Origin of the sequence: Clostridium sp. 10cd* (genome assembly GCF_044336395.1) — a bacterium.
GTDB classification, from domain to species: Bacteria; Bacillota_I; Bacilli_A; order Erysipelotrichales; family Erysipelotrichaceae; genus Clostridium_AQ; species Clostridium_AQ innocuum.
Window position 1 is genome coordinate 1,154,732 of sequence record NZ_CP172347.1, and the last position, 18,920, is coordinate 1,173,651.

18 protein-coding genes and 1 pseudogene are annotated in these 18,920 nt (G+C 44.1%); 15 read left to right on the forward strand and 4 right to left on the reverse strand.

Going from position 1 to position 18,920, the window contains the following annotated elements; translation table 11 throughout:
• Window positions 1-16 precede the first annotated feature (16 nt).
• From ACG3M1_RS05735 to ACG3M1_RS05750, 4 genes are all read left to right on the forward strand, one after another.
• Entirely contained in the window at window positions 17-646 is a 630-nt protein-coding gene (locus tag ACG3M1_RS05735) for a redox-sensing transcriptional repressor Rex (RefSeq protein WP_002608061.1), read from the forward strand.
• Window positions 647-700: 54 nt separating this feature from the next.
• Window positions 701-874, forward strand: a complete 174-nt coding sequence (locus ACG3M1_RS05740; RefSeq protein WP_002608062.1) for a hypothetical protein — start codon at window positions 701-703, stop codon at window positions 872-874.
• A 16-nt stretch (window positions 875-890) separates the two neighbouring features.
• A complete protein-coding gene (gene asnS / locus ACG3M1_RS05745) occupies window positions 891-2,273 on the forward strand; it encodes an asparagine--tRNA ligase (protein WP_022300673.1) in 1,383 nt (460 codons plus the stop codon).
• 86 nt (window positions 2,274-2,359) lie between these two features.
• Complete coding sequence (locus ACG3M1_RS05750; RefSeq protein ID WP_009269597.1) at window positions 2,360-2,947, forward strand: GNAT family N-acetyltransferase; 588 nt, start codon at window positions 2,360-2,362, stop codon at window positions 2,945-2,947.
• 55 nt (window positions 2,948-3,002) lie between these two features.
• Here ACG3M1_RS05750 and ACG3M1_RS05755 read toward each other — a convergent pair whose 3' ends face one another.
• The 4 genes and pseudogenes from ACG3M1_RS05755 to ACG3M1_RS05770 all read right to left on the reverse strand — a co-directional run bounded on the left by ACG3M1_RS05755 (window position 3,003) and on the right by ACG3M1_RS05770 (window position 5,873).
• The gene (locus ACG3M1_RS05755) at window positions 3,003-3,326 is read right to left on the reverse strand and encodes a helix-turn-helix domain-containing protein (protein ID WP_002608065.1); all 324 of its coding nucleotides are present in this window, start codon (window positions 3,324-3,326) and stop codon (window positions 3,003-3,005) included.
• A gap of 409 nt (window positions 3,327-3,735) precedes the next feature.
• Window positions 3,736-4,068 (reverse strand): helix-turn-helix domain-containing protein, encoded by a 333-nt coding sequence (locus tag ACG3M1_RS05760; protein WP_008819691.1) that lies wholly within the window; start codon window positions 4,066-4,068, stop codon window positions 3,736-3,738.
• 292 nt (window positions 4,069-4,360) lie between these two features.
• Window positions 4,361-4,780 (reverse strand): annotated as a pseudogene (locus ACG3M1_RS22840) (hypothetical protein); the annotation flags it as partial.
• Window positions 4,781-4,913: 133 nt separating this feature from the next.
• Window positions 4,914-5,873, reverse strand: coding sequence for an Rpn family recombination-promoting nuclease/putative transposase (locus ACG3M1_RS05770; protein ID WP_009269595.1), 960 nt, complete (start codon window positions 5,871-5,873; stop codon window positions 4,914-4,916).
• 370 nt (window positions 5,874-6,243) lie between these two features.
• Between ACG3M1_RS05770 and ACG3M1_RS05775 the strand changes: the two genes are divergently transcribed.
• The 11 genes from ACG3M1_RS05775 (at window position 6,244) to ACG3M1_RS05825 (ending at window position 18,909) form a co-directional block, all read left to right on the forward strand.
• A complete protein-coding gene (locus ACG3M1_RS05775; protein ID WP_008819694.1) occupies window positions 6,244-7,080 on the forward strand; it encodes a LicD family protein in 837 nt (278 codons plus the stop codon).
• 17 nt (window positions 7,081-7,097) lie between these two features.
• The gene (locus ACG3M1_RS05780) at window positions 7,098-8,390 is read left to right on the forward strand and encodes an N-acetylmuramoyl-L-alanine amidase (protein WP_008819695.1); all 1,293 of its coding nucleotides are present in this window, start codon (window positions 7,098-7,100) and stop codon (window positions 8,388-8,390) included.
• Window positions 8,391-8,420: 30 nt separating this feature from the next.
• Complete coding sequence (abc-f, locus tag ACG3M1_RS05785; RefSeq protein WP_395815016.1) at window positions 8,421-10,280, forward strand: ribosomal protection-like ABC-F family protein; 1,860 nt, start codon at window positions 8,421-8,423, stop codon at window positions 10,278-10,280.
• A 16-nt stretch (window positions 10,281-10,296) separates the two neighbouring features.
• Entirely contained in the window at window positions 10,297-11,295 is a 999-nt protein-coding gene (locus tag ACG3M1_RS05790) for an NADPH dehydrogenase (protein WP_008819697.1), read from the forward strand.
• 373 nt (window positions 11,296-11,668) lie between these two features.
• Window positions 11,669-11,908, forward strand: coding sequence for a hypothetical protein (locus ACG3M1_RS05795; protein WP_256213747.1), 240 nt, complete (start codon window positions 11,669-11,671; stop codon window positions 11,906-11,908).
• Window positions 11,817-12,578 (forward strand): cell division protein FtsZ, encoded by a 762-nt coding sequence (locus tag ACG3M1_RS05800; RefSeq protein WP_395815429.1) that lies wholly within the window; start codon window positions 11,817-11,819, stop codon window positions 12,576-12,578. Before ACG3M1_RS05795 ends, ACG3M1_RS05800 begins: the two co-directional genes overlap by 92 nt.
• Before the next feature lie 127 nt (window positions 12,579-12,705).
• A complete protein-coding gene (locus ACG3M1_RS05805; protein WP_224721000.1) occupies window positions 12,706-14,130 on the forward strand; it encodes a spore germination protein in 1,425 nt (474 codons plus the stop codon).
• 60 nt (window positions 14,131-14,190) lie between these two features.
• Entirely contained in the window at window positions 14,191-14,541 is a 351-nt protein-coding gene (locus tag ACG3M1_RS05810) for a hypothetical protein (RefSeq protein WP_008819700.1), read from the forward strand.
• Window positions 14,542-14,613: 72 nt separating this feature from the next.
• Complete coding sequence (locus ACG3M1_RS05815) at window positions 14,614-15,819, forward strand: diphosphate--fructose-6-phosphate 1-phosphotransferase (RefSeq protein WP_008819701.1); 1,206 nt, start codon at window positions 14,614-14,616, stop codon at window positions 15,817-15,819.
• A gap of 294 nt (window positions 15,820-16,113) precedes the next feature.
• Window positions 16,114-17,814, forward strand: coding sequence for an ABC transporter substrate-binding protein (locus tag ACG3M1_RS05820; RefSeq protein WP_395815019.1), 1,701 nt, complete (start codon window positions 16,114-16,116; stop codon window positions 17,812-17,814).
• A 114-nt stretch (window positions 17,815-17,928) separates the two neighbouring features.
• A complete protein-coding gene (locus ACG3M1_RS05825; protein WP_002608078.1) occupies window positions 17,929-18,909 on the forward strand; it encodes an ABC transporter permease in 981 nt (326 codons plus the stop codon).
• Window positions 18,910-18,920 lie beyond the last annotated feature (11 nt).

Genomic DNA, 18,920 nt, shown 5'->3' on the forward strand with positions numbered 1-18,920 from the left:
GCAATAGGTGATAAACATGACAGAGAAAAATGTGCCAAAGGCAACGCTGCAGCGATATCCTGTCTATCTGAAGGCATTGCGCAAGCTGAAAAGTTCAGGTGTAGAAAGAATCATGTCCAAGGAACTGGCCAGTGTCGTCAATATTGAACCGACGACGATTCGCCGTGATTTTTCTTTTCTGGGAAATCTGGGAAAGCAGGGATATGGTTATGATGTCAATCGGCTGATTGAAATTTTTAATCAGCAGCTCGGTATGGATTTTGATGAAAAAATCATTCTGGTCGGAGCCGGTAATATGGGCCGGGCACTGATGAAGTATAATAAATGGGATTATGTGGTTGGTGAGATTGCCTGTGCATTTGATGTCAATCCAGACCGTCAGGGTGTACGCTTCGGTATACCGGTATATGATATTGCGGATTTGGAGAAGAAGGTGCCGGATGGCTGCCGTATCGCAATTCTGGCGATTTCTGAAAATATCCAGCAAACGGTCGATCGCTTGATTGCCTGTGGTATCACAGGACTTGTGGATTTTACGCATGAACATATACAAATTCCAAAAGGGGTTGTATTAAAGAGCGTGGATGTGGTATCATCTATACAGGAGCTGGTCTTTGAGACCAACAATCTGAATGTAGAGCGTTGAAGCAGAACAGAATAAATTACGCGCAACTAGCGAATGCAGGAAGGTGGAAGCTGCATGCATACGGATTTATATCTGAACGGCTGTGGAGCTGAACCGGAGAACAACAGTAGACGGTTTCGTGTGGGAACGATATATCCCGAAGAAGATGCTCATGCGGCAAACGCATGGGAATCAGGATGGCACCGCGTACAATACGTTCCTGAAAGGGAACGTTTTTTTGTACCGTAAACAGGAGGAAATGAATATGTTTGAATTTATGACAATACGCGAGCTGTATGAGATCGTTATGAGTGGATCTCATGTGGAACAGGACAGCATGGAATATGTGCAGCTGCAGGGCTGGGTTCGGACAAACCGCTGCAGTGGCAAGCTTGGCTTCATCGAGCTGAATGACGGAACATATTTCCGAAATGCGCAGCTGGTGTATTTACAGGAGCTGAAAAACTTTGCGGAGGTTGAGAAATATCCGACAGGTGCGGCGATCACTGTAACCGGAAAATTCGTGCTGACACCACAGGGAAAGCAGCCGTTTGAAATTCAGGTTACCGAAGCATCGCTGGAAGGGGATTGCGACCGTGATTATCCATTGCAGAAAAAGCGTCACAGCTTTGAATATCTGCGTGAAATTGCACATCTGCGTCCGCGTGCCAACTCCTTTTATGCAATCTTCCGTCTGCGCTCGGTATTATCCATGGCGATTCATGAATTTTTCCAGGATCAGGGCTTTGTATACGTACATACACCGATCATTACGGGAAATGATGGTGAGGGTGCCGGTGAAATGTTTAAGGCGACAACCAGAGATGATGCCGATTATGAGCAGGATTTCTTTGGGAAGGAAGCATTTTTGACGGTTACCGGACAGCTGCATGTCGAAGCGTTTGCCATGGCGTTCCGTGATGTGTATACTTTTGGTCCGGCCTTCCGTGCGGAGAATTCCAACACGAGCCGTCATGCCAGTGAGTTCTGGATGATTGAGCCGGAAATTGCCTTTGCGGATCTGGAGGATGATATGAACCTGATCGAGGATATGGTGAAATACTGCATCGATTATATTCTTGAAAATGCGCCTGAGGAAATGAAATTTTTCAATACGATGATTGATAAGAGCTGTATTGAACGTATCACGAAGGTGCGCAATTCGGATTTCAAGCGGATGACATATACGGAAGCAATCGATCTGCTGTTACAGGCGGATGTGAAGTTTGATAACAAGGTGGAATGGGGTATGGATCTCAATTCCGAGCATGAGCGTTATATCTGTGAGAAAATCGTGGATGGACCGGTTTTCCTGACGGATTATCCAAAGGAAATCAAGGCTTTCTACATGCGTGTCAATGATGATGGAAAAACCGTGGCAGCCTGTGATCTGCTTGTCCCGGGAGTCGGTGAGCTGGTCGGCGGCAGTCAGCGTGAAGAACGCTATGATGTTTTGGAAGCGCGCATGAAGGATATGGGCATGACGACAGACAGTCTGCAGTGGTATATGGATTTGCGAAGATACGGAGGCTGCAAGCATGCCGGCTTCGGTCTTGGCTTTGACCGTCTGTTGATGTATCTGACAGGAATGCAGAATATCCGTGATGTGGAGCCGTTCCCGCGTACACCGAAGAATCTGTTGTTTTAAAAACCAAGCCATGGATACGTCCATGGCTTTCCTGTGAGGGGAGGATTGTGTTGGCTTCACAGTCTGTGGGGAAGGAAAGGAGCACCATGAAAAAAATACGGTTTGCGCAGCTGTCGGATGCACCGGCACTTCTTTCCATCTATGCGCATTATGTGGAAAACAGTGTTATCACCTTTGAATACGATGTTCCCTCTCTGGAGGAATTTGAAGGACGCATGATGAAGATCCAAAGGGAATATCCGTATCTGGTATGTGAGCTTGATCAGAACATCGTGGGGTATGCCTATGCCCATCGTCACATGGAGCGCGCTGCCTATCAGTGGAATGTGGAGGTATCCATTTATCTGCTGCCGCAGGTTCAGCGCCGTCAGATCGGAACGGCACTGTATACGGCACTTTTGGAGATTTTAAAGCTGCAGGGTTTGCAGACAGCGATTTCCTGTATCACACTGCCCAATGACGCAAGTCTTGCATTGCATAAAAGCTTTGGTTTTACAGAAATCGGTGTGCTGCGTAATGCAGGCTATAAATTCGATGCATGGAGAGATGTAATCTGGCTGCAGAAGGCACTGCATGAGCACCCTGTACCTGTACAGGAATGGATCAGTATCGAGCGGCTTGATTATATTCGCATCATGGAAATTTTTCACACCACATGTATGATTATCATATAGAAAAATGCCGCATCATTATGACACGGCAGTTTTTTCGTCTGCTTGTTTGTATCGTTTAATTCTTACTGCCGTTATTCAGCAGCAGATCAATCAGCTGTAAGATAGGCTTTTTCTGTTCATTTGTCAAAAGGCCCCATTTCTTCAGTAAATTCTGCTCTTCCAGTTCATGCTTCTTCATGAGGGACTCATCATAAAAAAATTCACTCAGTGTCATATCCATTGCGGTCAGCAGTGATTCCAGCGTAGATATCGTCGGAAGATTATTTTTACGAAATAAGGAATTGATGGTGCTTTGCGCTACATCGGCTTTCTGAGCCAGCTTGTATTCCGTAAGATTATGCTGCTTCATCAATACTTTTAGCTTCTCTAAATAATCCATGGCGACCTCCTGTTCTATATCTATTGTAATACGATAAAGCGTAGCAAAACTAACGCAAAGGCGTTATGTATAACGTATTGGCGTTAGTATTAACGGAAAAATGTTAAATATGTCATATTTAATGGAATAGATGATCATTTTCTGAAATAAAGAGGTTGAGGATTCTCAATATCGGGATTATTTGTATGGCATTTCCTGAATGTTTTTATATGGGAGCCTTTACGCTAAAATATACTCAAGGCTGTTGCACCCGGTATCCTGATACCTGAGATTGTTCCATAAAGCAGATTATATGTGGGATACAATTGATATTGTGAATACGTCGTTAAAGTGTCTGCCTGGTATACGTGGAGGATAAAAAAATCACTGCTGGAGTATAAGGACAGCTGTGATATTTTGTAATGCACTTTCATCCGTTTGCTCTGTTAGAGCGGGTGTTTAACAATAAATCGATGAGTATGAGTACCCCGTTTTTCTGCTCACTGGTCATGAAATTCCATTTGCTCATTAAATTTTGTTCTTCCAGCTGATGTTTCTTCATGAGCGCATCATCATAGAAAAATTCACTCAAAGTCATATCCAGGGCTTCCAATAGTGCCTCCAGTGTTGAAATTGTAGGAAGGTTATTTTTCTGGAATAAGGAATTTATGGTACTCTGCGGTACATTGGCTTTTTTTGCCAGCTGATTTTCATTGAGACCATGTTGCTTCATAAGGAGCTTTAGTTTCTCTAGATAATTCATGGGATTCTTCCTCCTCTATATGTATTGTAATACGGAAAAACGTTATGAAAATAACGAATAAACGTTAAAACTAACATATAGGCGTTTATGCTAACGAAAAACCGATATACATATGTTGAGTTATATGGAAAAGCTCTATATGGAGGAAATACATACGGGTTATCCGATTGTATGATACAAGCAGAAATGTAAAAAAAGGAGTCCTTACGGTTTCCTTACATACGTAAAAGATAAAGCCAACCATTCTAAAAGGTGGCTGGTGTTGTTTATAGGCGGTTTTATGTATTTTTTTACTCTCCACTTGACACTTTAGTTCCTGAAAAGTATCACAGGTTAAAAAGAGATTGGAGATGTTCTCGATTTGCTCTGCTGTCAAAGTACAAAGCCATGTCATATGATCCTCATGATACTTGATTTCTATGAGTTTGTGTAAGAATTGCCTCTTCTCTTCCATCTTTTCCGCTGCTATTCTCTATTCAGAGCAGTCCTCCAAGTCATAGCGGTAACGTGCCTCTTCCAATTGCATCGCCATTGCGGTTGACCAAAGCTCGTCATTCTTCTGTATTTCCTCGTACTTGCTCACGTGGAACCCTTTGGGTAAGAATACCTTCACCAGCCTTTCCTTTGACTTCAGTATATCATTTTTTTTCATTATGTTCAAACAGATACAGCAGTGTTCAAAGTCATTCAACCTTTGGATGTTCTTTCCCTTTTTTCAGTATATCAGCCTATAGAGAAAACTGACATTTGTATGAACAATATGAAAAGCCTCAGCACTTCATGTGCTGAGAGCCTTTCGTTTACGGTATAGAAAAGAAATTCACAATTATGATGTATAGAATAACTTATTTCATATCAGCATTATGTAATTGCTTTTTGAGTGATTCGAAGGTGTCACATTCCAGAAGTAACGTGGATACGATATGCATCTGCTCCTCGGTTAATGCCTGTAGCCACGTTACGCAGTCCTCATGATACTTAATTTCTATGAGTTTGTGTAAGAGCTGTCTCTCTCCTTCCAGCTTACCTTCTATCTTTCCTTCCATTTTTCCGGCAGCTTTTCCCTCTTCAAAGCTGTCACGCAAGCCGTTGCGGTAACGTGCCTCTCCCATCTGAATCGCCATTGCGGTTGACCACAGCTCATCATCCTTCTGCATTTCCTCATACTTGTTCATGAATACCCTCACCAGCCTTTCCTTTGACTTCAGTATATCATTTTTTTCATTATTTTCAAACAGATACACCAACTGTTCAAAGTCATTCAGCCTCTGCATTTCCTTCTCCTTTACGATGTCATTGATTGCCGGCATATGAACAAAGGTGCGAAGGATGAGCGGATAGCCGCTTTCATCTTCTCCCTGCTCATTGCGCATCTGATAGTGATTGATCAGATTTCTGTTGTTCCATGCATACTCATCAATGAATATGATTTGATAAACCGGCTTTAATTGATCATAAAACTCACCGCTTTTCAGCTGATTGTTCAACGCTCTGGCACCGTAAAATTCAAAGCGCATCATTTCCGCTATTCCCCTACAGGTCGTCTGCATCTCGATATTGAAATGACGGTTTTGTTCATCCTTTACATGCACATCCAGAATGATGCGCTTCTTTCCGATGATGCCCGGATCCAGGTTGGGATTGAGTACGGTGCTTTCCTTTACCCTGATTCCGGTAACACGCTCAATGATGGTGTTGCGGGCGTACACAGAGCCTTCATCCTCACGGGAAAGGGTGTACTTAAAAAATAGATCGTTACTGTAGTTGAGTTGATGCATTGTATTTGACATTTTTATGTCCTCCATTCTGTAAGGGCTCCTTACCCCCTTCTATACGTATGGAATCTGTCAAATTCCTAAAAAATCCACAAATGCTTGATTTTTTTGTTATTTTTTTATGTAAAAGGGGATTTCATAGCAGATCGATAAACAATGCGCTCCTCAGGACGGTTTAGGATAGATTTCCGTATCCGTAGTGTTTATTTTACATGCTTTGTGGTTGTCCTGCTCTCCATGACGCGGTTGGACCGCAAAAAAGCCCGGTACTTTCAAATATTACCGGTGACTCTGTTATTTTAGTGATTTCGCATTATGGTTTCTTACCTTTTTGTGATATTTTTTGAAAACCGTTGTGTTCGCTATCTTTATCTTCTATAATATAACATGGTGATTTGTGATGAAAGAGTACATATTAAAGACAAGAAAAGATGGTACCAGCATTACCGTACGGGATGTACAGCTCGTACTGCTGGAAATGCTGAAGGATATAGATGCATTGTGTAAAAAGCACAACATTCGATACTGGCTGACCGGCGGAAGTGCCCTTGGCGCTGTCCGGCACAAAGGCTTTATTCCATGGGATGATGATGCGGATATCGGAATGCTGCGCGAGGATTATGAAAAATTCCAAAGGGTGGTTCATGAACTGGGCGATGCCTATATCACACAGTGCTTTGAAACCCACAGAGAGTATAATGTGCTGGTTCCGCCGATGAAGGTACGAAAAAAAGGTACCTATTGTGTGGAATACAACGCGCTGTTAAAAAATAAATGCAGAGATAGTGACGGCTTGTTCATTGATATTTTTGTGCTGGATCATGTAAGCGAAAACAAAGCAAAGGATTTTATATGGCGTGTGCGCAACGGTATTCTGATGGTTTTGATCGTCTTCTTTGAGAATCTGCACTGCAATCCGCTGCTTTTAAAGCGCCGATTTGTACGCAATGCAAAAAAATACGGGCAGATCAATAAGAACACCGCATGGATTGGCTATGATCTGACCTGGACCTTTAATTCCTTTTTTCATCCGGTTGTATACAGCTTGGAAAGTGTTTTTCCTATACAGTACGTGGAGTTTGAGGATACCATGCTGCCGGTACCGAAACGTCCGAAGGATATGCTGGATGTTGAAGTATCCACGCAGCATATGAGCTATCCGCCGTTAAAGGACCAGGCACCCAAGCATATCAAGGATATCGAACTGCAGGCTTCACTGATTGATGATATACGTTAGAAAACGGAGGGATACTCATGGCATACGCACCTCGACAAAGAAAATACAAGGTACGCTGGAAAATCGCAGTACCGCTGATTCTGCTGGTTGCTCTTGTTTTGTATGCGGTCGCAGGACTGCTGTTTCCGCAGAAGAAGGAAGAAGCCAAAAAATTCACTGTCTGCGGCTTGAACAGTGAAGAAACGATACATCTGTTAAACAAAAAGGCTGCCGATACCCTCACGGTTCGGGATTATGTCTTTTACGGAGAATCTCTGGGTTTATATACTCAGACATATGATGCAAAAGGCGACAAGGATGAGCTTGCAGGAAAAACCGTAGAGCTGCATAACCTGTGTACGGATGAAACCATTCCGATGACCATGGATTCCACAGCGGATCAGAAAATCACGCTGGAGGATCTCAATCCCGGCTATTATGAGATAACGGTTATTGATAATCTGGTGAAGAAGCGGGTTATCTTTGATCGGACGCTGCATTCGGATACCTTTACCACCGTACAGCGCAAGGGAAATGTCAATGCGATAAAGCTGATTGCGGATCAGGATCTGCTGAAGGATTACGACAGTAAGCTGGATCAGAACTATCTGTTTTTATCCGTGGAAAAAGCCAAGCCCAAAGAGGGAGATATTGATGTTCTGCTGGATCCCTATGGAATGAATATGGATCTTACCTATGTCCCGGATGAGGGAAATAAAGGGAATGGTATCACAGAATATAAGGAAACCTACAAGGCAGCCGTATGGATGAAGGAAGAGCTTGAACAACATGGTCTGCGGGTGGAAATAACGAAAAGCGATGCGTCAGAGCAGCCGAAGCCTGCCTATGGAAAAGACGGCAGACTGGCAGACGGCTATCAGAAGCATGCACGCTATTATATTTATCTGCGGTTTAATACGAACCCGGATGAGAATGTGAGCGGTATGGAAATCTGGCACAGTGCCTACAGCAGTCCGACGCTTGGAAAAAATATTATGTACGGTCTGGAAAAGAAGCTGAAGATGAGCGGCAGTGCGTATACGGATGCGAACAATCCCGGTGTCGGTGCAAGTCCGCTGATCAGTGGCGGCTACGATATGTATTCCAATATTCGGGAAGCGGGCGGACGTGCAACCATGGCAGGAAAGGGCAGTGAAAATGCCCGTAAGGAAAACCAGACCTTTGTGGATGCGGACGGCATGCAGGGGCTGGAAATAGATTTTGCCTATGTATCAAATAAAGAGGATGCCGCATACTGGTTAAAGAACGGGGAGAAGATTTCCAAACAGGCAGCCGCCTCCTTTGCCAGCGGCATCAATGCGTCCAAATAAATATTACGAATCTAATAAAAGAAGGTGGAGATGATGAAATATCAGATTCATAAAGGAAGCAAATATTACGGTGCAACAACCGTATTTGAAAACATACAGTTTGAAATAAGAAATACTGAGAAAATCGCCATTGTCGGAAGAAACGGCTGCGGAAAGACAACGCTGCTGCGGGTGATTGCGGAAACGGAAGTACTGGATGCCGGAGAAATTCATAAGGAAAATAAGCTGCGGATCGGTTATCTGGCACAGACGACCTTCACGGATGAGAATGTCATTGTGGAAGAAGAGATGGAGCAGGCCTTTGAACAGGTGAAGGCGGTTGGTAAACGGCTGGAGGAGCTGAGTGAAAAAATGTGCAGCGACCACAGTGAAGCTGTGCTGAATGCCTATGCGGATGTACAGCAACGCTTTGAAGAACTGGGCGGCTATACGTATCGCAGTGAAATGATGACGATTTTTACAAAATTCGGATTTCAGGAGGAAGACCTGAAACGCCCGATTTCCACGTTTTCCGGTGGTCAGAAAACACGGCTGGCATTTGTGAAGCTGCTGCTGAGCAAGCCGGATGTCCTGTTGCTGGATGAGCCGACGAACCATCTGGATATCGATACGATCGAGTGGCTGGAGGGGTATGTGAAACGCTATCCCAAGGCAGTTGTCCTCGTATCCCATGACCGTATGTTTCTGGATGATGTCGTGGATGTCGTCTATGAAATCGAATACGGTGTCATGCGGCGGTATCCGGGAAATTACAGCAATTACGTGAATGTGAAAAAAAGTGATCTGGAACAGCAGAAAAGCGCTTATATTCGCCAGCAGAAGGAAATTCAGCGAATGGAGGAGCTGATTGAGAAGTTCCGGTATAAGAAAAACAAGGCTGCCTTTGCACAGTCAAAAATCAAATATCTGGACCGTATGGAGCGTATCGAGGATCCCAAAAGCAACGAGAAAAGCTTCAATGCCCGCTTTGTACCCAATGTAAAGGGTGGAAAACGGGTCCTGGAGGTACAGGATTTGACAATTGGCTATGACCAGCCGCTATGTACCGTGAATCTGGAGGTTATGCAGTCTGCCAAGATTGCCGTGATCGGGCCAAACGGAAAAGGAAAGTCAACCTTCATGAAAACGCTGATGAAGCAGGTGGAGCCGCTGTCCGGCAGCTTTCTGCTCGGGCATCAGATCGAGGTTGGATATTTTGATCAGGAGCTTGCGCAGTTCAACAGTGCAAATACCGTGCTGGAAGAGGTGTGGAACGACTTTCCGGATTTGAATCGCACCGAGGTGCGCACTGCACTGGGATGCTTTCTCTTTACTGGGGAAGAGGTTTTCAAAACCGTAGACTGTCTGTCCGGAGGAGAGAAGGTACGCCTGAGCTTTGTGAAGCTGATGCTGTCACACCCCAATTTCCTTTTAATGGATGAGCCGACCAACCATCTGGATCTCATCGGAAAAGAGGCGCTGGAGGAATCCCTGAAGGATTATGAGGGCACGATGCTGTTTGTTTCCCATGACCGTTACTTTATCAGCAAGCTGGCAACCGCGATTCTGGTCATTGATGATGGTAAGGCAAGCTATTATCCGCTGACCTATGAGGAATATATGAACAGGGATAAGGCGCAGCCGGTGGAAAAGAAGCAGCAGCCGGAGAAAAAAGAAAGTGCAAAGCCGGAGCGCTACATCAATTACGGCAAGGAAATCAGTAAGCTGGAAAAAAAGATTGCGGTGAAGGAGGAGGAGCTGGAGGCTCTTCGTGAGCTACGCTTTGAACCGGAGTATTACCACGATTATCATAAAATGCAGGAGCTGGATGAAAAAATTGATCTTATTCACAATGAAATTGAAAATCTGATGCAAAAGTGGGAAGAATACAGTGAGAAAGTAGAAAACTAAGAAAGAAGGGATTCACTTGAAGGTTTTTGAAAAAAACAAGCTGGGGCATATGGAGCTGAGCAATCGCATCGGAGTACCTGCCATGTGTACCTATATGGTGAAAACAAAGGATGGTGTGGGAAATCTGCATCATGTTGCGCATTATGATACGCTTGCCAAGGGGCGGCCGGCCTTTATCGTGCAGGAAGCTACGGCAGTAAATGCCCACGGCTATATCAATGATGAATGTCTGGGGATCTTTACACCGAGGCAGCGGCAGATTCTGAAGGAAATTGTGGATTGTGTTCATGCCTATGGTGTGAACATCGGTATTCAGTTAAATCACGCCGGAATGAAAAATACCTTTGGTAATCAGAAGTATGGACCGATGGAGCAGGGGGATGTCATCTCTCTGGATGAGGATGGTATCAATGAGCTGATTGTGAATTTTGAATTCGCAAGCCGCTGGGCACGGGAGCTTGGATATGATTTTGTGGAGGTGCATGCCGCCCACGGGTATCTGATTAACCAGTTTTTATCTCCGCTCACCAATCAGCGCAGCGATGCATATGGGCAGGACCGTACCCTTCTGCTTCGCCGTATCGTGGAGGGCTGCCGGGATAATTTTGAGGGAGATATCGTGGTTCGTATCTCTGCCGAGGAATATGAAGCCGGTGGTCTGCATCCGGAAGATATGAAGTCAACGGTACAGGTGATTGAGGAAGCCGGAGCTGCTGCGATTTCCGTATCCAGCGGCGGGTTGAATACAGGAGCTGTACATGCGTACCCGCTGTATCAGATACCCTATGCGGAAACGATCCGTACCATGACGACGTTACCGGTCATGGGGGTTGGCTGTATTACCAAAGAATCAGAAATCAGTCAGATCCTGCAGGAGGAGCGCTGTGATTATGTGCTTCTCGGGCGGAAATTACTGCGTGATCCGTTTTTTCTGTTGAAATGGCAGGATGAGCTGGGATTGCTTCGTGAGGAAGAAATCGGTCAGTGTCTGTATCGTGGAATCCATATGAAATAATGTAGAAACAGTCTTCGGACTGTTTTTTTCTGGAAAACTGGCGGCATGTGTCAAATTTGAAACAGCGGATATTGTAATATACAGGCAGGTGATGGTATGTATTTGATAAAACTGTGCGAATTTACAGATGCCCTACTTTTTAACAATTATATAGGGGAAGGAACAGGTTTGAATACAAAATCAGCTGTGCAGATGGTGGGTATTTATTACAGAATGTCTTGTAATGGAATGCAATGATAAACGTATTTTTGTACAGGTGCTGAAGAATGAGGTTGCAGGGGATACAGCAGTATCGTCTTACTACATAATGAAAGGTGTGCGTTTTATTTACATCATGTGTTATGATATCTGTCTGAAAGATAAAGGAGATTCTATGGGAAAGGTCACAATTAAAATTTTTGGTATCGGTGATGGCGGGAATACTATCATCCGCCATATGCTGCAGCATAGACTGCACGGTGTGGAATATATTGCGGTCAATACCAATCGGCTTGCTTTGCTGCAGCTTTCACAGGAGCATAATTGGAGAAAAGCAGACGAAAGGATATGGGACAGGAGCAGATTCGTTATTGGGCAAGCGTGCAGCAATCGAGGCGAAGGAGGAAATCTGTAAAAGAATGAAGGGTGCGGATATGATACTGTTATGTGCCGGTCTTGGGGGCGGTACAGGGAGTGGAGCACTTCCGGTATTTGCACAGCTTGCCAGAGAGCTGCATGCGCTGACCATTGCGTTTGTAACGCTGCCCTTTCCCTTTGAAGGAAAAAAACGCATGCGCACTGCCATGGCATCTATGGAAGAAATATATTCGTACACGGATACCTGCATTACGCTCTCTAACCGTCATATCCTTCAGCATCTTGGCAATGCTCCGATCACCAGTGCATTTTCCACAGCAAACAGCATCATTCAGCAGGGAATACAGGCACTGTATGAGCTGATTACCATTCCTGTTTACATCAATGTTGATTATGCGGATATCTGTACAACGATGGAAAAACAGAAGCACGGGTTTATCGGCGTCGGATATGGAAGCGGGAATCGGAAAGGGGAAGATGCAGTCAAGGAGGCTTTATCCGCAAGTCTTTTAGAACATGATATCAGGGGACTGCATCATGCGATTGTTCACATATTTGGTAACAGTGAGCTGACATTGGAGGAGGTTCAGCAAATTGTCAATTTCATACATACGGAGGCTGGTGGTGCACTGGATATCATATTCGGCATGGCAATCAATGATAGTTTAAAGGACGAGGTCATTGTAACGATTCTTGCGGCAGGATGAGCCTCTTAAAAAATATTTACAGGAAGTATAGCAATGAAAGCAGCTAGAAGAAAATCTATATATTCTATGTATACATTCATGAATTCCTGCATAATTCCTTTCATTCTGCACACGATAACAGCAGGTGATGCAATTGAAAAAGGAATATGAGAAACTGAACACCCGCCTGAAAGAACAAATGCAGACGGATTTAAACTTTGATATCGTCGTTAAACCGCTACTCGTACAGGGAATCCATATGAGCCTGTATTTCGTGGATGGCTTTGCGAAGGATGAAATACTGGAAAAGATGATGGAGTTTCTATTGAAAGCAGACATAAAGGAATGCGTGGAAACACAGGATATTCAAACCTTCTGCGACTCCTGGCTCTCCTATCTCGAGGTGGATGTGCAGCCGGATTTTGCGGCGATGATTACATCTGTTTTAAGCGGCAGTGTCCTGATGATTGTGGAGGGCTATGAAGAAGGTATCGTGATTGATGCCAGAACGTATCCTACACGCAGTATGCAGGAGCCGGAGGATGATAAGGTGCTGCGCGGCAGTCGGGATGGTTTTGTGGAAACACTGATTTTCAATACAGCCTTAATACGGCGAAGAATCCGCGATACGCATCTGCGAATGGAATACCATACGCTGGGCTCCATGAGCAAAAGTGATATCGTGCTGTGCTATATGGATGGACTGGCGGATCAGGATTTGCTGGATGATATCCGCAGAAAGCTGTCGGAAATCCATGTGGAGGCGCTGACCATGGCGCAGGAGAGTCTTGCCGAGGCACTGGTACCGCACAAATGGCTGAATCCGTTTCCTAAGGTCCGCTATACAGAGCGCCCGGATGCGGCCAGCAGTAATATTCTGGAGGGAAAGGTCATTTTGATGATTGACAACTCGCCCAGCGTGCTCATCCTGCCGACCAGCTTTTTTGACTTCATACAGGAGGCACAGGACTATTATCTGCCACCGATTACCGGAAGCTATCTGCGCATCGTACGCATTCTGGTGTTTTTCCTGACACTGCTTGTCACACCCATCTGGTACTATCTCAACTGCAATCCGCAGCTGACACCGGACTGGCTCAGCTTTGCGATGATACAGGACCATATGAATCTGCCAATCATCGTGCAGTTTCTGGTGCTGGAATTCGGTATTGATGCTTTGAAGATGGCATCTCTCAACACCCCAAGCTCCCTGAACAGCTCCTTCAGTATCATCGGTGCACTGATTCTGGGGGATTTTGCAGTGAATGCAGGCTGGCTGGCACCGGAAATTATCCTGTATATGGCATTTGTGGCACTTGCGAACTTCACGCAGCCAAGCTATGAGCTGGGCTATGCGATCAAATTCATGCGTGTGATGCTGCTGGTGCTTACGGCGATTTCACCGGTTTGGGGCTTCTGGCTCGGTATCGCACTTATGCTGATTATCATGGCAAGCAACCGCACCGTGACAAACACCTCCTATTTCTATCCGCTGTTTCCGTTCAATCCACATGATTTCAAAATGATATTCGCACGAAAAAAGCTGCGCGGGAAAAGCAGCAGCCGTTCCTGAAACTTTTGCTTCCATAATCTGCGAAACGTGTTACCATATGCATGAGGATGTGATTTGCATATGGAAAAAACAATACAGGATAATATACTGGCACATTGTATGGAGCTGGCGCTGATGCCTGCTTTGCTGTACAGCTATCGCGACGGCGGTGTTCTGTACTGGATCGTATTGATTTTGATGGATGACTATATATTGAAGCATCAGGATGTGAAGGGATTGCTGCCGCTGTGGGGGGATGCACGCTATAAAAAGGATATCCGTCTGCTGCTGATTCTGGAGGGCTGTATGCTGGCAGGTATTGTGATCATCGCCTTTAAAAACTGGCAGGTTTCCGCGATTCTGCTTGTGAATGACCTGATTCTTGATTTTATCGGTATATTTGGACAGTATAATACAAAGAAAAACAAATAGGAACTTTAAAAATAGCGGATTATGTGCTAAAATAATGCCGTAATGTTAAATGTTAATAGGAGGAATTATAACATGGCAAATTGTTTAGTTGCACAGTCTGGTGGACCAACTACCGTTATTAACGCTTCTTTGGCAGGTGTGGTACGCGCAAACCAGTTGAACCCTGTATATGACCACGTATATGGTGGATTAAATGGTATTGAAGGAATTCTGGAAGACCGTTTATACGATCTGACAAACATGAGCGAGTACGAAAACAGACTTCTGCGTCAGACGCCGTCTTCTGCACTTGGAAGCTGCCGCTACAAGCTGAAGAGAAACGATGAAACAGATTACCGCAAGCTGGTTGAAATCATGGACAAGCATGATATCGAAATTCTGTTCTATATCGGCGGAAATGATTCCATGGATACTGTTGATGCACTGAGCCAGTGGGCGAAGGCAAACAATATCGACAAGCGTTTTGTTGGTATTCCAAAAACAGTAGACAATGACCTGATGGTTACTGACCACTGTCCGGGATTCGCTTCAGGAGCTAAATTTGCTAATGAAGTTGTAAACGCTACTTGGCTGGACTACAACGTATATACACGTGAAGAAGTATTTATTCTGGAAACAATGGGTAGAGATGCAGGATGGCTTGCAGGTTCTACAGTTGTTACCGGAAGAGTTGACCTGATTGTTCTGCCTGAGGTTGATTTCGATAAGGAAAAATTCCTTGCACAGGTTAAGAAATGCATGGATGAAAAAGGAAAATGCTACATCGTTACAAGTGAGGGTGCTCACTATGCAGACGGTACATACATTGCAGCCGGTGAAGCTGTAAATGACGGTTTCGGACACGCTGTATTAGGTGGTGCCGGTGAAAACCTGAAAAACATGATTCTGGAAGCTGGTATCGCTCCTCGTGCTAAGGTGCAGGATCTGAGCACTGCAGCAAGAAGCTCCAACTTCGCACAGTCACTGGTTGACGTTACAGAAGCATTTGAGCTGGGTATGTCAGCACACAGCAGAAGTGCTGATGGCAAATTTACAGGACACGTAGTTGCCGTACAGAGAGAATATGTGGATGGAAGATACAATGCAAAATTCATCTCCGGACCTGCTGAAAACTTCGCTAACCATGTAAAACATGTACCGGTTGAATGGATTCTGCCGGATTACCAGGGTCTGACACAGGAATTCTATGACTACATCACACCACTGATTCAGGGTGAGCCTACACTGATCATGGAAAACGGAATTCCTAAGACAATCGTTCCTTTCAACAAACGATAAGATTATACATGAACAGCAAAAAGGATGTGTTCTCATATTGAGAGCATCCTTTTTTTTGCAGCTGCCTGGGAGCGAAAGGGTGTCCATATATAATGCACAAATTTATCATTTTGTCTGAAAATAAAGTGATACATAGCATGCTGATGCATTTGGTTTCATAAAAATGACGGTTTTCTTTCATGAAAATGTAAACAAAAATGACATTTTCGTGTGAAAGTGAGAGTTAAAATATTGTATTTCTATGTGAATTACGATATAATAAGGTCATTATCAGGAATGATAGGAGGGAATTAGATGAAAAAGCTATTCAAAGTGATGGCCGCAGCAGCATGTGCGCTTTCACTGACAGCCTGTGGAGGATCTTCTAAAAAAAGTGATACATTAGTTGTAGGAGCTGAGGAACTTACAGGAACATTTTCACCATTGTACTACACTGGTGCTTACGACGGATACGTAATCGATCTGGTGTACAACAAGTTGATGGAGTATGACGTGGATGGTAATTTACAGCCTTCTCTGGCAGAAAAAACGGACGTTGCCAAGGATGGTAAAACAATTACATTCAATCTGAGAAAGGGTGTTAAGTTCTCAGACGGAAGCGACTTCACAGCAAAGGATGTTGAATTCTCATACAAGGTAGTTTCAGATCCAAGCTATACAGGACGTTTCATCTCTACTTGCCAGTATCTGGAAGGATACAAGCAGTACAACAACAAAAAGAACAAGGAAGAACCAGATTATCCTGGTATCGAAGTGAAGGACGATTATACTGTCGTATTCCACTTCACAGAAGCAAGAAACGATAATCTGCAGAGTCTGATGAACATCAGTGTTATCAGCTCTAACCAGTTTAAGGATTCCTATGCTTACAAGAAAACAAAACCAATTCAGGATGCTGTAGGTAAACCAATCGGAACCGGACCATACGTATTGGACAAATGGGAAGCTGGTACAGGTGCATCTCTGAAAAAGAATGAGAAATACTGGGGCGATGATTACAAGGGTATTGCAAATGTCATTATCAAACCGGTAAAGATGGAAACGGAATATCAGGAACTGAAATCCGGCAATATCGACCTGCTGGCAGGACAGATTGAGCCTAAGAAAATCGGACCTGCTTCCAACAACGAGGATCTGACAATCAACCACTACCCACGTGGTGGTATGGGTTACATCACTTACAACACAGTAAATGGTGCAACAAGTGAAAAAGAAGTACGTCAGGCACTGTCTTACGCATTCGACCGTCAGTCTTTCGTGAATTCTTACTATGAATGCAAGGACTGCAAGGATCTTGATGGTGTAGAAATCGGTTATGTACCAACAACATGTAACAACCCAATCTCTAAGCTTGGTAAAGTTATCACAGGCGAGGAAAAGGTTGACGGCTTAACAAACTACAGCTATGACATCGAAAAGGCTAAAAAGCTTCTGGATGATGCAGGATGGAAAGTCGGAGCTAGCGGATTCCGTGAAAAAGACGGACAGAAGCTGGAAATCAAAATCATGGCAATCAAAGATCATGATATCCTGAACAACCTGATCCCTATGTGGAAAAAGGCTTGGGGTGAAGAGCTGAAAGCTGATGTTAAGGTTGCAACTGTTGACTTCAACACACTGATGGATAAAGTATACTATGACAAGAACATTGAAGAATGGAACGTTTACTTCATGGCTACTTCTTTCACAGATGATACAATGTCAGGTGCTGTAACGAACTTTGATTCCAAATATGTTGGTGATGGTCTGGACAACACAAGCCGTCTGAAAGACGAGAAGCTGGATAGTCTGATGGATGCTGCATTGACAGAAATGGATATGGATAAAGCAAAAGACAAATGGGTAGAGGCTCAGAAACAGGTAAATGAAGACGTTTCTGCACTGCCTGTATATGGTAACACTTACTTTGACTTCTACAACAAGAAGATCAAGAACCTGAAGACAAGTGCACTGTACCAGTGGACACATGGTCTGAGGGATGCTACAATCGAGTAAATTTAAGTAGTAAACTGTAAAGTGTTCAAATAAGAGCAAGGATACACTTGCTCTTATTTATGTTTTAATTCAACTTCTATGTTTCAAAATTAAGTTTTTTTTGGAGGTGATCTCATGCTGAAATATATAGTTAAACGTTTGCTAAATCTAATTCCTGTCATATTTATTATTTCAATCGTCATTTTTGGGACCGTAAAAGGAATGCCAGGAGATCCAGTTGATGCTTATCTGGGAATGGGAAGCAAGGCTACCCCGGAACAGAAACAGCAGATTCGTGAGGAATTGGGACTTGATAAATCTCTGCCAGAACAGTATGTAATCTGGGTTGGAAATCTTGCTAAAGGAGAACTGGGGACATCTACCAAGTTCAAACTTCCAGTTTCTGAAATCATTGGAGACTACGTATGGAATACATTCCTGCTGAACCTGGTTTCCCTCGTTATCGGTATCGGGCTTTCTATTCCGATTGGAATTAAGCAGGCAACAAAAAAATTCTCTAAATTCGACAATTTCTGGACAGTATTCTCCTTATTGGGTGTATCTGTGCCAACGTTCTTCTTTGCGCTGATTCTGATTTTCTTCGTAGCGCTGCCTTCCGGCGTGATACCGGTCAACGGTATGCGTACCCCGGATCTTGCAGTCTTCGGATATGATAATATATTCCAGGAAATCGGAGATGTTGCATTGCATATGCTGCTGCCGACAATTGTACTTGCGTTCGGTAACTTTGCGACCTTCTCCCGTTATGTACGAAGCTCCATGATCGATGTTATCAATCAGGACTATGTACGAACCGCGCGTGCAAAGGGCTTGAAAGAGAAAACAGTGATTTACCGTCATGCATTTAAAAATGCGCTGATACCTCTTGTCACACTGCTGGGTCTGTACATTCCTTCCCTGTTCAGTGGGGCAATGATTCTGGAATCCGTATTCCTGTGGCCTGGTCTGGGTAAGATTTTGATCGAGGCAATCAGTGGACAGGATCAGAGTATTATCACGGCGTGTCTGATGTTCTCTGCCATTTTGATGGTGTTGGGAAATCTGCTGTCGGATATTCTGTATTCCGTTGTCGATCCACGTGTTAAAGTAGAATAGAGGTGATTAGA